Below are 12,173 nucleotides of genomic sequence, written 5' to 3'. Positions count from 1 at the left end.
TCCATTTTTAAAGTAATTTCACAAAAATACCTGCTAGAATAACCGACACAATTGTAACGGTAATAAACCCGCCGACAAGCATTGGAGGCAGCATGTGGCTTGTTAGGACTTCTTTTTCTTTTTCATCATTTGTTAACGACTTGATTACTTCGTTTGTGATGATATAGTCTGCTGGAAATCCATACAAAGCCGTTAAGGAAACAGCGAACGCCATATCTTTACTTACCTTCAGGATTTTACCGGCGATGAAGGAGAAGATGTACATCCCAATCACACCGATTACAATGGTGCCAACCAATGGATAAATGATTTCGAGCATCATGCTTGGTGTTGCTTGTTTTAAGCCATCAAAGACAAATAGCATCAGACCCATGAGCGCAAAACCGAAACCATTTGCTTTTTGTAAAACCTGTTTTTCCAGAAAACCAATGCTTTTCGCGATAATCCCAAACAATAAGCAAAGGACAAACGGACTAACAGAAACAACGGGTGCCAATAAGGTTGAAACTAGGTAAGCAAGAAAGGCCACAAGGGCAAGTCTGAAAAATTTAAAGTACTCGGTGTTGTATTTCTCAGGCAGGTTCTTAAATAACTTAAGCTCTCCTCCTGCAGTTTCTGCTGAAGCGGCGACTTCTGCTGACGCATTTGCTGGTACCTTTTCAGCTAAGTTCCCATTCCGATATTGTGTGAGAAGTCGCTTGCCTTCTTTTTTCAACATAATCGAAGTAAGCGGGTAGCCGGCAAATCCCTGTATCACATAAATGACGATCGCAAATACCGATAGCGAGGCGAGGCCTGCTTCCTTTGCCCCTTCTGACATGATTAAGGCCGATACAACTCCGCCCACTAGAGGCGGAATGGCCACAATCATGGTTTCAAAGCCATAAATCAATGTTCCGATCCCTAGTAAAAAAACGATAATCCCTATAATTCCAGAAAGCGCAATAATAATGGTCTTCCATTGAGCCTTCAATTCCTGAACCGATAACAACGTTCCCATATTAGTAATTAATAGGTACATTAACATGGTAGCAACGACAGGCGGGATACCGGCAATTGAAACGATTTCCTTTGGGAAAAATGTCCAATATCCAATCAAAAACAAAACTGCACTGATAAATATAGATGGAACCCAGGCTTTTGTTCGAATCGCAACCCAATCCCCAATTAATAAAATAAGAACAACAATAACAAAGGCTAACATTTGAGACATAAGGTCACTTCACTTTCTATAAATTAATTGATATCTTTCGTGGGACGAAAAATAATACGTTATTAGAATAATAATATAATTCTATTTTTCAGTCAATTTTAATTATTAAAATTTTTCTTGCAACCGTTTACAGTTCATTTGTTTTACTTTATGTAGAATAAATTCCTATTTCAGGCAAATGATTTTATTATTTTATAAATCATAAAAAAAAGAGACGAACAGCTTGATGGACTGGTTCGCCTCTTTTGGTTTTTAGCTCTTTTCTTCATGCTTTAGATGGTTCCACTCGATCCGATACAAGTCACGTCGACGATCTTGTAATTGACGAACAGAGCCTGTCTTTTGAGAACGCCTTAACTTCTCAATATCAATATCCCCAACAACGACGGTATCGATATTGGCATCACATTCTCCGACAATTCCATCCCTGGCAAATTCAAAATCCGATGGACTGAAAATGCCTGATTGCGCATATTGAATATCCATGTTCTTTACATGAGTCAAGTTACCGACCGTACCCGCAATACACGTATAGATTTGATTCTCAATAGCCCGTGCCTGGGCACAATAACGGACTCGTAAATAGCCTTGACGATCGTCTGTACAAAATGGAACAAAAATGATATTCGCGCCCATGTCAACTGCCATCCGGCCAAGTTCAGGGAACTCAATATCATAACAAATCAGGATGGCTATCTTTCCACAATCCGTGTCAAACACATTAAATTCGTTTCCCTCAGAAATTCCCCACCATTTCCGTTCATTAGGGGTAATGTGGAGCTTTGACTGTCTTTCGATCGTGCCATCCCGCCGGAATAAATACGCAACATTGAGCAAATCACCATTTTCTTCTACAAAATGGGATCCTCCAATGATATTTACATTGTAGCGGACGGCAAGTTCAGTAAAAAGTTCTATATACTGATTGGTAAAAGTAGCAAGTAAGCGAACGGCTTGGTCCGGTCTCTTTTCTTCCAGGTAGGACATCAATTGTGTGGTGAAAATCTCTGGAAACAATGCAAAATCAGAACCAAAATCGGCTGCGACGTTTACGTAATATTCCACCTGGCGCTTAAATTCATCAAAACAGTCAATTTTTTTCATCATATACTGGATCGCGCATATTCTAACCGGGAGCGCTGCGCGATAATGGCGCCGGGATGTAGGCATATAGTCAATATTGTGCCATTCCATCAGGGTGGCAAATGACTCTGATGCCTTGTCATCTGGCAGGTATCTCGTATTGATACGTTTAATCGAGAATCCTTGCAGCAGCTGGAAGGATAACACGGGATCGTAAATGCTGTGTTTCTCTACTTCAGCTACGTATTCGCGGGCAGTCATTTTATCTTTGTATAAGTGATAATTTGGTATACGCCCGCCAATAATAATACTTTGAAGGTTTAATTGCCTTGCTAGTTCCTTTCGCGCCTCATATAGCCGATGCCCTAATTTCATCCGCCGGTACTCAGGATCAACCATTACTTCAATTCCGTATAGGTTAAACCCGGCTGGATCATGATTGGTGATAAAACCATTATTCGTGATGGTGTTCCATGTATGTTGATCTTTATATTCATCAAAATCCACAATTAAACTTGAGCATGACCCGACAATCTTATCCTCGTATTCCACACAAAATTGTCCCTCAGGGAAAATTCGCAGGTGACTCAGTAATTGCTCCCGTTTCCATGGCTCCATGTTAGGAAAACATTCTTTCCCTAATTCAATAATCTCATCAATATCTTCCGCACGAATGTTGCGGATGATTATTTTCTTTTCATATTTTGACACATCGGTCTCTGTCATGTTTTCACGCCCTTGAACTAAATGTACGAACTGTTATAAAAAAATTATTCCAAATAAAACACGGTTTGATTGTATTATTCCCTCTTCTGAAAATTATTAACATTGACCTTTTCACTTTTATTCACCGATGACATCTTTTATGTTATTAGTAATTTTTGCACAACAAAAAGGAAGGTATCTAAATACCTCCCAATCGTTAACCTATTTCTCCAATAGAACTTGTTTATTCGCCAATTGCTTTCAATTCTTCTAATCCGACCATTTTAATGGTGTAAGGTCCCTTATATTCTTTATCTAGTTGTGATGCCACTTCCTTACGAATTTGCTCTATTACCTTCTGGTCCTTTTTCTCAAGGGATGTTTCAATCGTAATCGTTAGTCCGTCCTTAATGGTGTAAATGAAAGAATTGACTTTGTACGCTTCTTTCTTCGCTACTAACTTCTCAAAAATCAGATGAAGATTTTTTTCTAGTTTGGTTTTCGGATCGATATTGCTTAAGTTCGCAATGCGAATATCGATTGGAAAATCATTTTCATAATATTTTTTACTTAGATAGTTTCGGATCATATTGCGAACCTCATCCACTCGTTTCTCCGACTCAGGAATAATCACAAACACTTTGTTCATACTCGCGATTTGCCCAACGAAATCGACACTGTATCCTTTATCCTTGAGAATCGATTGAATTTCTTTTGCACGCTCGATGCTTATTATATTTATTCGTCTCACCGATGAATAAAAATCCGCTTTAAACGGAAGAACTTCTATGGTTTCTGCATAATATCCCTTCTGATCGAGCATATCTTTCGTGAGGGCTTCGACATCTGATTTTGTTTTGTCATTATAATCTTTGCTGTTTAGAAAAACCATCACTTTATCGGGGTCTTCCTCTTTAAAAAATCCACCCACTCTCATTCCTTTAACCTCGTATCCACGTTTCAAGCCTTCTTCTCGAACAAGAGCTAAGACTGATTTTACGCCTTGCTTATCTGCATCTTTCAAAAAGGCATCCTTTAAATACGGGATTTTGGATGCGACTTTTGCCATTGCCGGAGAAACAAAGGTAGAACCGAAGAATAAGACGATAACCGCTGCGATGCCCGCTAGTGACATAATTAGAGTCTTTCTTTTCCTTGTGACACGTTGATTCAGCTCAGTTACCTTTTCTTCACTTTTTGCTTGCTCTAAGCCTTTATACATAAAATCCATCATGTCATCTGGAATTTGAATTTTTTCTAGTTCTTTTTGAATTTTGTTCATGAAAATTCCTCCTTTCGATGTTCCACTCGGATTTTTTCTAAAGCCCGGTAAATTTTTGATTTAATGGTACTGATGGGTGACTCCACCATCTCGGAAATTTCCTGAAAGGTATATTCTTGATAATACTTCAGATAAATTAACCTTTTTTCATCTTCATCTAATGTATTTAGCAGTTCATGTAATAATAAATCAGCGTACTTTTCCTCCGCCTTTTGCGGTCCTAATTCATTATTAAAGTGCAATTCCACCACTTTCTTTTTCTTTCTTAACAAGTCAATCGATGCGTTGATGGTGATTTTCAAGATCCACGTCTTAAAGTAACTCATTTCCTTTAAACTTTTTCGATTTTTAAAAGCACGATAGGCTGCTTCCTGGACTATATCTAAAGAGTCCGGTTGATTCTTCGTATACATATAGGCCATTCTATAGATCGAATCTTTATGTGTTTCAAATAAAGATATAAATAATTTTTCTGTTAAGATCTCACGATTTTCAGGTACAGTCATATTTTCACCCCTTTTATCTGTTTACTATATTAGACCGAAAGATCGTTCATTTTGGTCGAAAATTTTATAAAAAATTTTATTTGTTTCAAACATGCGAAAAAAGAGCTGATTTCTCAGCTCCCTTTATATACTTGTACAAAAAATTGATTGCTTCTACAGCTTGTCGTTAGAGGCAGATAATTCCTTTATTTTATCGATCCAATCCTTAAAACTTCCAAACTCTTTTTCATCAAATCCGAAATGGTCCTTTATTAAACGGACAGATTTGCTTTCTTGATCCTGATAAACACCATCGGAATAAATTAATTGAAAGAGTTCAGTTAAGACAATATTTTTGGAACGTTCACTTTTAAATATCTTTAGGATATCATCCATGGCTAAACCTTTTAGTTTATAATCCTCAAGATCCATTTCGCTTTGATACTTGTTTAATATAGAATTCTCATATATCGATAATTTCCCATCAATTCGGGCAATCAGAGCAGCTAATTCGAGAAATGCTGTTTTTTCCTCTTGTTGAAGTTCTGCTAGAAACATGACCCCATCTCCTTCTAATCATTATTATATATACGAAAAAAGGCCATCTTGGTTTCAATTTTACAAAAAATTAAGAGGTTAACCATGCCCATATATTTCGTGTAAACAGCCAATCTCCTTAATTAGGCTAGTGTCATTAGATGTTGCAATTGGTATACTATTAATAGGCATTATTAATTAGTCTTGACAGAAAGTAGAAATTTTTTCTTTTTAAAAAGGAGATTGCCTTATGGATAGAAACAAATTTTCGGCTATAGCCCATAGTGATCATGCTTTTAGTAATCCAATCAACGAGGAAAAACTCGCAAAAATGGTAAAAATCATATCCCCCAAGCAGAATGATAAGGTGATTGATATTGGCGCAGGAAAGTGTGAACTGTTGATCCGTTTAGTGGAGAACTATCAGGTGAAAGCAACGGCCATTGAGTTGTATAGCGGTGCCATTGAAGAAGCTAAGAGACAGGCAGCCAATAGAATTGCCGAAGGAAGTATTGAATATATAGTCGATGATGCCACAGTGGCAGTCGAGAAATGTGAAAAAGGCGGGTATAACATTGGAATTTGTATTGGGTCTACCCATGCATTGGGTGGTCTTGAATCCACACTCCAAACTCTTAAAGGTCTTGTTAAGAAAAATGGGTACATATTGATCGGTGAAGGTTATTGGAAGCAAAAGCCTAGTCCTGAGTATCTAGAGGCCCTCGGCGGAGCAGACGAGTCCGAATGTAAAACTCATGCTGATACTGTCAAGGCAGGCCAAAAATTAGGACTAATTCCGCTTTGGGCATATACAGCCAATGATGACGAATGGGATGATTATGAATGGCTTTATTCCTCATCAATCGAGAATTATTGTTTTGAAAACCCTGAGGATCCCGATTGTAATGCAATGCTTGAGCGAATTCGGACGTGGCGTCAGACTTATTTAAAATGGGGCAGGGACACCTTAGGATTTGGATTGTATTTGTACCGGAACTAATTTCCCCAATATTCTTCATTGGGGTTCTTCTATAGACGCCAGACCTATAGAAACATTTCTGCTAGCAGCATATAGGTTTTAATTTTATTGTGGAAGCCATGGACGTTATTTATAATCATGAATTCTTCAGTTTGATACATTTCACTTAAACGAAGAATTTCGTCCTTTACCTTTTCTGGATTTCCAACCACCATACGATTTCGGTTCTCTTTACACTTAAGCCTTTCTTCTTTGGTCCAAGACTTGCCTTTTGCTTCTGCTAGATTAGGAATTCGAGTGTCTATCCCCTTTTCAACAGATAACAGCCACATATCTTGACTTAATGCTAATTCGTCCGCTTCTTCTTGCGTTGGAGCACACACAACGAAAATACAAACATTCGTACTTGGCTGGGCTAATAATGGCGACGGTTGAAAGTTTTCATAGTAATACTTCATTGCTTTTTCCCCATTATGCGGCGTGATGAAATATCCATATGTAAAAGCGGTTCCGTGCTCAGCAGCCACCCTTGCACCACGCTGTGTAACACCCAACAGCCATATGTGCGGAACCGTATCTATGGTGGGAAATGCCTGGACATCATGATACGGATGCTCCTTTGGTAAACGATTAGTTAAGAAACCTTGCACATCCTTAACCTGCCTTGGAAATTCATTGAGACTTCTTCTTACCCCATCTGTTAGTGCTAACCTTGTCATTGGGGAACCACCCGGTGATCGACCCATGCCTAGGTCGATACGATTAGGGTAAAGGGCCTCTAAGACCTTGAAATTTTCAGCAACCTTATAGGGACTGTATTGAGGAAGTAACACACCACCAGACCCTATCCGTATTTTTTTCGTATTTGCTGCAAGAGAAGAAATTAGCACTTCAGGGGAAGTTCCTGCCAGCCCATTTGTATTATGATGCTCGGCCACCCAAAAACGAGTGTATCCCAACTCTTCGGTAATCTGGGCTAATCTTATCGTGTTATGTAAAGCATTGCTGCTTGTTTCGCCTTTACTAATAACTGATTGATCGAGGACACTCAGCTTCAATAAAAAACCTTCTTTCTAATCTTATTGCTATTATCCTGTTCATTCTTTCTAAGAACAGGCAAAGGTCGTCTTTAAAAAAAAGTTTAATATTCCCTCTTAATAATCTCGATATTGTCTTTATGGCTTTGTTTCGTAAAACTTGAGGGGAACGGCATTTCTTTTTCTAATTCATCCAGCGCATCGGAGTTTTTATTTTTTACCGCACCTATTAGCCTTTCCAGATAATCCTGTGAAACATAAATTCGCCGCTTAATCTCCTCCACACTAGTGGTCATTTGACCATGACCGGGAATCAGAAGGGAAATCCTATGGTCTTGAAGAATTCTTTCAGCTTTCCGAAGTGTTTCCTCATAGGACTTCGCACTATCATACATAAATGGCAGTTCAAAATCAGATAAATAATCTCCGGCAATCCAAACTCCAAGCGGTTCTATAATGGTAAACACTCCATCATGCGTATGGCCCGGTGCTAAATAGAAGGTCATGATAGTATCTCCGAGCATCAGCTGCTGCCCATCTTCGCTTATCACAATATCGACCTCTGGAAAATCCACCGGATATGTACGTTGAATATAATAATCATTATCAAATTGTTGAATCAATTCTATCTTTTGCTGTTTATTCGGATGCTCTTGCAGTCCTTTACTTCCAATTACCTTGGCCCCAGGAAATGCACGATAACCGATAACATGGTCAAAATCTCCATGCGTGAACAGGAGATAGAGCTCCCTCTCTCCTTGGATATTAGCCACATGCTCAACAATTTCAGCTATTTCCTGTGGCAGCCAGTTTGGGTCTACCACTAAAACAAATTGCTCTGTTTCTACTACCGTACATGTTGTCTGATATAATGCACTTTGAAACACGGTAATAGACTTATTTTGATATTGAATCATAGCTATCCCCTCTCCCTAAGGAATTAATAAGATTTTACCGGTGCTCTTGCGGCTTTCTAGATAACGATGTGCTTCTTGTCCTTCTTCCAAGGCGAACATAGTTGGCTCGGAAACACGCACTTTTCCCGCTTCCATCCAGCCAAACAGTTCATGGGAGCGAACGATTCGTTCTTCGCGTGAAGTAAGCACATTCCATAAATCCCCGCCTGTTAGTGTCTTTGATGTATCCATTAACATTCTGGGGTCAACAGGTGCAGGGTCTCCGCCGGACATTCCGAAAAAGACAACTGTTCCACCAACGCGCGTCACAGCAAAGCTTTCTGAAAGAGTAGAACCGACGGATTCATAGACCACATCAACACCTTTACCCTCCGTTGCCTCCAATACTTGGCTCTTCCAATCATCTTTGTATAAAAATACTTGATTAGCCCCTGCTTCTTTGGCTGCGACTGCTTTTTCTCTGGAAGAAGTTAAACCAATTACTTTTCCCCCTAGCAGATTTATTATTTGGACGAGCAGTTGCCCCACACCGCCAGCAGCGGCATGAACAAGAACCACATCATTCTTTTTCACCGCATAGCTATCTCGTGTTAAATAATGCGCCGTCAGCCCTTGCAACAAGACAGAAGCCGCATCAGTAAGTTCGATTGTTTCAGGAACTGGGATCGCTTTTTCAAAAGGTACAGCAACTAGTTCAGCATTCGCAAATGGTACATCTGCAAACGCCATCCGATCGCCAACATGGACTCCTTGTACATTTTCACCAACTTCCTCGACAATGCCTGCCCCTTCATACCCTAGGATATAGGGAGGATTTCCGGCTAGATGATAGTTTCCTTTTCTTCTATATATATCCGCAAAATTTAAGCCAATCGCTTTCATTCTAACTAAAATTTCATCTGGACCAATGGCAGGATTCTCAATTTCTGCGTACTCCAGTACTTCTGGTCCTCCAAATGTATGAAACACAAGTGCTTTCAAATTAATTACCTCATTCTAAGTAGTTTTCATTTACTCTTTTATTAAATAGTTTTCTAACAGCGAATGCAAATAACGGCTTCTTTTCTTCATTTCATGTGCAAAAAAGATGCCACATCCTGGCGTGCATGGTGATTAGATAGGCATCTTATGATTAACTTTTCTGGTCCTTTAGATAACGGGATAATACTGCTCATATCTTGGATTATAGTAGAAAGGCGGTCTTGGTCCAATTTTCGGCATTTGAATGGCCTTCGGATTCGAGTTGTAAACAACCTCTACCTTTTCATCAGATTGATTGACTAACAACAATGTTACTTCGCGGCTGTATGGCCCATACGGCATCGCATTTACCTCCTTCGAATTGTTTATCCTCTACACTATTCTTTTTATCAATTTTATGAGCCCGGCCATTTCGAAAAAAAGCACCGGCATGCACGCTGATAGCCCAATTTTCATAAAGTAACAGGAAAATGTGTCATCTAGGAGGATTTCCCATGGCAAACAACGATCATCAACAAAATCAAAATTACCCTTTGTATCCCCACTACGGAAAAATAACACGCTATGAAGATATTCCACTGACGGTTCCAGAGCAACGTCAGCTTCGCCAGCCTGGTGTTGAAAGTTTAATGGTTCCTCGGCCCATTATCGAAAATCCCAATTACAAAGGAAGCGGAAAATTAGTCGGAAAGGTTGCTCTTATCACTGGCGGTGACAGCGGGATGGGGGCAGCGGCGGCCATCGCCTTTGCTAAAGAAGGAGCCGACGTTGCAATTGCTTATTTGGATGAACATGAGGATGCTACTCGAACCAAAACGAGAATTGAAGAATTAGGGAAGCGATGTTTATTATTACCTGGCGATCTTCGAGTCAAACAACAGTGTGTTGACATCGTAGAAAAAACAATTCAAACATTTGGTCAGCTCGATGTGCTGTGCAACCATGTAGGGATTCAATTTCAGCAATTAAGTTTATTAGATATTACCGATGAGCAATTCGATGATACGTTTAAAGTCAACATTTACTCTCATTTCTACACTACCCGTGCTGCTCTCCCATACTTAAAAGCAGGCAGTTCCATCATTAATACGGCGTCCGTCGTAGCATATGATGGAAATGACCAATTGATTGATTACACGGCGACCAAAGCAGCGAACGTCGGATTTACCCGGGCATTGGCCAATAATTTAGTCAAAAAAGGCATCAGGGTAAATGCCATTGCTCCTGGCCGAATTTGGACTCCGTTGATTCCAGCAAGTTTCTCAGCAGACCAGGTTCAATTGGCCGGTAATCCAATGCAGCGTCAGGGCCAGCCCTTTGAAGTGGCGCCGACCTTTGTATACCTTGCTTCCGATGACTCCCGTTTTGTAACCGGGCAAACCCTTCATGTAAACGGCGGGCAAGTTACTTCATCTTAGAATATTTGTGAACAGTAAAAATGCGGCTGGAATGAATTCCTGCCGCACTTCTTTTATTTAATCTGGAATGATTATGTCGAGCTTTCCATCATGATTAATTACTTCGACCACTTTGTCAGTGACTAAATAAGGAGTATCATACCTGTCTTGCTTTTTCATAGTGATATAATTATTGTTGGCAGTCAATACTGGAAAAACAGCATTGGTTTTCTTTAAAAAATTTTGAGAAACTTCAAGTTCTGCCATTAAAATAATCTGTTTAGAAGAAAAGGCAAAAAATAGTTTCCCAATTTCTTTTTCCTGCTCAATAATAGTGACCTGTTGCAAAAGAGAAATGAGGCAGGTAATAAAATCATTTATCTTTTCATTTGGTAAACTATTGAGCTGATATGCCGCTAACACTTTATTGATTCCTTGTTTTAGTTCCTTAAAGGAAAATACATCTTCAATCCGCAGCTGCGTTTTTGTTCTGCCCAGGCTTTCAAACTTTTTCCCGGTTTCAAACAGGTACTCTTTTATCATTCCCTCATATCTATCCCGATGTGCGATAAAATCTGCGAGCTCTTTGATAGAGGTAGTTTCTAGCCTTTGATTGCGAATTAAACATAAAAAGGCATAAACATCCTTTTCATCAAATCTATTCTCCATCAACTTTTCATAATAATATTTCAGTAACGCTTGTTCTTTAGTATCCATTGTTCTCCCCTAACAGAAATATTGAAACTCGATTTTCACTTAATATCTTAACATTCTCTTCATTATATCTTAAAATTTATAGCTTATAATGACATTGTATCAACCATCACTGCTAAAGGAGGGTTATGATGTATTTAAAAAAACTAGTGGAGAGTAACATGATTACGATTGATTACGATCGCAATGGCATTTTACACACCTATAGGGGATGCGTTTCAGCTTTAAACTTGCGCGACCAAATTCTTTCCTTGAAAGATGAAAAACAAAGGATTTACTGTTTCCGTTTATCCGGGATAAGAAAGGTTTATTAATTTTTTCTAAAAAGTAAATATGTGTACTTTTCCGCCTAAGACTATATGGATTAGGTTTTTTATTTTTTTACAATCTTATTTATTCGACCGTTCTATATAGTGTGCTCTGTCGTTTAGGCACCCTCTATTCGACCCGTTTTACTTAATTAGAGCGTGCTCTGTCGTTTAGACTCCTTCTATTCGACCCTTCTTACTCAATTAGAGCTTGCTCGGGCGCTTAGGCACCCTCTATTTGACCCTTCTTACTTAATTAGAGGGTGCTCGGTCGTTTAGGCACCCTCTATTCGACCCTTCTTACTCAACTAGAGCGTGCTCGGGCGCTTAGGCTCCCTCTATTCGACCCTTCATACTCAATTAGAGGGTGCTCGGTCGCTTAGGCTCCCTCTATTCGACCTGTCTTACTCAATTAGAGGGTGCTCGGTCGCTTATACTCCCTCTATTTCACCCTTCTTACTCAATTAGAGCGTGCTCGGTCGCTTAGACTCCCTCTATTCGACCGACTGTTCCAAAATATAACGTTCTCGGTCGA

At 39.4% G+C, this 12,173-nt stretch carries 13 protein-coding genes; 3 read left to right on the top strand and 10 right to left on the bottom strand.

The genetic code is table 11. The annotated features are described in order from the left end of the window. Nucleotides 1–7: 7 nt before the first annotated feature. The 5 genes from AC4E8C_RS03080 to AC4E8C_RS03060 all read right to left on the bottom strand — a co-directional run bounded on the left by AC4E8C_RS03080 (nt 8) and on the right by AC4E8C_RS03060 (nt 5,326). Entirely contained in the window at nt 8–1,213 is a 1,206-nt protein-coding gene (locus AC4E8C_RS03080) for a hypothetical protein (protein ID WP_490210159.1), read from the bottom strand. A 252-nt stretch (nt 1,214–1,465) separates the two neighbouring features. After that, complete coding sequence (locus tag AC4E8C_RS03075) at nt 1,466–3,022, bottom strand: GNAT family N-acetyltransferase (protein WP_490210157.1); 1,557 nt, start codon at nt 3,020–3,022, stop codon at nt 1,466–1,468. A 223-nt stretch (nt 3,023–3,245) separates the two neighbouring features. After that, a complete protein-coding gene (locus tag AC4E8C_RS03070; protein WP_490210155.1) occupies nt 3,246–4,283 on the bottom strand; it encodes a DUF4179 domain-containing protein in 1,038 nt (345 codons plus the stop codon). Then, nucleotides 4,280–4,789, bottom strand: a complete 510-nt coding sequence (locus AC4E8C_RS03065) for a sigma-70 family RNA polymerase sigma factor (protein ID WP_490210153.1) — start codon at nt 4,787–4,789, stop codon at nt 4,280–4,282. The genes AC4E8C_RS03070 and AC4E8C_RS03065 overlap by 4 nt, the downstream gene beginning before the upstream one ends. A 153-nt stretch (nt 4,790–4,942) precedes the next feature. Then, nucleotides 4,943–5,326, bottom strand: a complete 384-nt coding sequence (locus AC4E8C_RS03060; RefSeq protein ID WP_490210151.1) for a hypothetical protein — start codon at nt 5,324–5,326, stop codon at nt 4,943–4,945. Between the two features lie 229 nt (nt 5,327–5,555). Here AC4E8C_RS03060 and AC4E8C_RS03055 point away from each other — a divergent pair, with 229 nt between their 5' ends. Further along, nucleotides 5,556–6,305 carry an SAM-dependent methyltransferase gene (locus AC4E8C_RS03055; RefSeq protein ID WP_490210149.1) on the top strand — a complete coding sequence of 250 codons (750 nt, stop codon included), beginning with the start codon at nt 5,556–5,558 and terminating at the stop codon, nt 6,303–6,305. A 44-nt stretch (nt 6,306–6,349) separates the two neighbouring features. Here the strand turns inward: AC4E8C_RS03055 and AC4E8C_RS03050 are convergent, their stop codons facing one another. The 4 genes from AC4E8C_RS03050 to AC4E8C_RS03035 form a co-directional block, all read right to left on the bottom strand. Beyond that, nucleotides 6,350–7,342 carry an LLM class flavin-dependent oxidoreductase gene (locus tag AC4E8C_RS03050; protein WP_490210147.1) on the bottom strand — a complete coding sequence of 331 codons (993 nt, stop codon included), beginning with the start codon at nt 7,340–7,342 and terminating at the stop codon, nt 6,350–6,352. 83 nt (nt 7,343–7,425) lie between these two features. Next, the gene (locus AC4E8C_RS03045) at nt 7,426–8,238 is read right to left on the bottom strand and encodes an MBL fold metallo-hydrolase (protein ID WP_490210145.1); all 813 of its coding nucleotides are present in this window, start codon (nt 8,236–8,238) and stop codon (nt 7,426–7,428) included. 15 nt (nt 8,239–8,253) lie between these two features. Then, the gene (locus AC4E8C_RS03040; RefSeq protein WP_490210143.1) at nt 8,254–9,219 is read right to left on the bottom strand and encodes a quinone oxidoreductase family protein; all 966 of its coding nucleotides are present in this window, start codon (nt 9,217–9,219) and stop codon (nt 8,254–8,256) included. A gap of 168 nt (nt 9,220–9,387) precedes the next feature. Beyond that, nucleotides 9,388–9,561 (bottom strand): hypothetical protein, encoded by a 174-nt coding sequence (locus tag AC4E8C_RS03035; RefSeq protein WP_490210142.1) that lies wholly within the window; start codon nt 9,559–9,561, stop codon nt 9,388–9,390. Between the two features lie 152 nt (nt 9,562–9,713). Between AC4E8C_RS03035 and AC4E8C_RS03030 the strand changes: the two genes are divergently transcribed. Next, nucleotides 9,714–10,637 carry an SDR family oxidoreductase gene (locus tag AC4E8C_RS03030; protein ID WP_490210140.1) on the top strand — a complete coding sequence of 308 codons (924 nt, stop codon included), beginning with the start codon at nt 9,714–9,716 and terminating at the stop codon, nt 10,635–10,637. A 57-nt stretch (nt 10,638–10,694) separates the two neighbouring features. Here AC4E8C_RS03030 and AC4E8C_RS03025 read toward each other — a convergent pair whose 3' ends face one another. After that, nucleotides 10,695–11,333, bottom strand: coding sequence for a hypothetical protein (locus tag AC4E8C_RS03025; protein WP_490210139.1), 639 nt, complete (start codon nt 11,331–11,333; stop codon nt 10,695–10,697). 125 nt (nt 11,334–11,458) lie between these two features. On the opposite strand from AC4E8C_RS03025, the gene AC4E8C_RS03020 reads away from it, so the two are divergent. Beyond that, nucleotides 11,459–11,644, top strand: coding sequence for a hypothetical protein (locus AC4E8C_RS03020; RefSeq protein ID WP_490210138.1), 186 nt, complete (start codon nt 11,459–11,461; stop codon nt 11,642–11,644). The last annotated feature ends 529 nt before the right edge of the window (nt 11,645–12,173 follow it).

It is taken from the genome of Neobacillus sp. SRL179 (assembly GCF_984799095.1).
The sequence above is the reverse complement of the archived record's forward strand: the minus strand, read 5'-3'. Positions and strand labels throughout refer to the sequence as shown.

Coding starts and splice junctions, on each gene's coding strand:
- AC4E8C_RS03080 (WP_490210159.1), bottom strand. CDS start 1,213: ATGTCTCAAATGTTAGCCTTTGTTATTGTTGTTCTTATTTTATTAATT.
- AC4E8C_RS03075 (WP_490210157.1), bottom strand. CDS start 3,022: ATGACAGAGACCGATGTGTCAAAATATGAAAAGAAAATAATCATCCGC.
- AC4E8C_RS03070 (WP_490210155.1), bottom strand. CDS start 4,283: ATGAACAAAATTCAAAAAGAACTAGAAAAAATTCAAATTCCAGATGAC.
- AC4E8C_RS03065 (WP_490210153.1), bottom strand. CDS start 4,789: ATGACTGTACCTGAAAATCGTGAGATCTTAACAGAAAAATTATTTATA.
- AC4E8C_RS03060 (WP_490210151.1), bottom strand. CDS start 5,326: ATGTTTCTAGCAGAACTTCAACAAGAGGAAAAAACAGCATTTCTCGAA.
- AC4E8C_RS03055 (WP_490210149.1), top strand. CDS start 5,556: ATGGATAGAAACAAATTTTCGGCTATAGCCCATAGTGATCATGCTTTT.
- AC4E8C_RS03045 (WP_490210145.1), bottom strand. CDS start 8,238: ATGATTCAATATCAAAATAAGTCTATTACCGTGTTTCAAAGTGCATTA.
- AC4E8C_RS03035 (WP_490210142.1), bottom strand. CDS start 9,561: ATGCCGTATGGGCCATACAGCCGCGAAGTAACATTGTTGTTAGTCAAT.
- AC4E8C_RS03030 (WP_490210140.1), top strand. CDS start 9,714: ATGGCAAACAACGATCATCAACAAAATCAAAATTACCCTTTGTATCCC.
- AC4E8C_RS03025 (WP_490210139.1), bottom strand. CDS start 11,333: ATGGATACTAAAGAACAAGCGTTACTGAAATATTATTATGAAAAGTTG.
- AC4E8C_RS03020 (WP_490210138.1), top strand. CDS start 11,459: ATGATGTATTTAAAAAAACTAGTGGAGAGTAACATGATTACGATTGAT.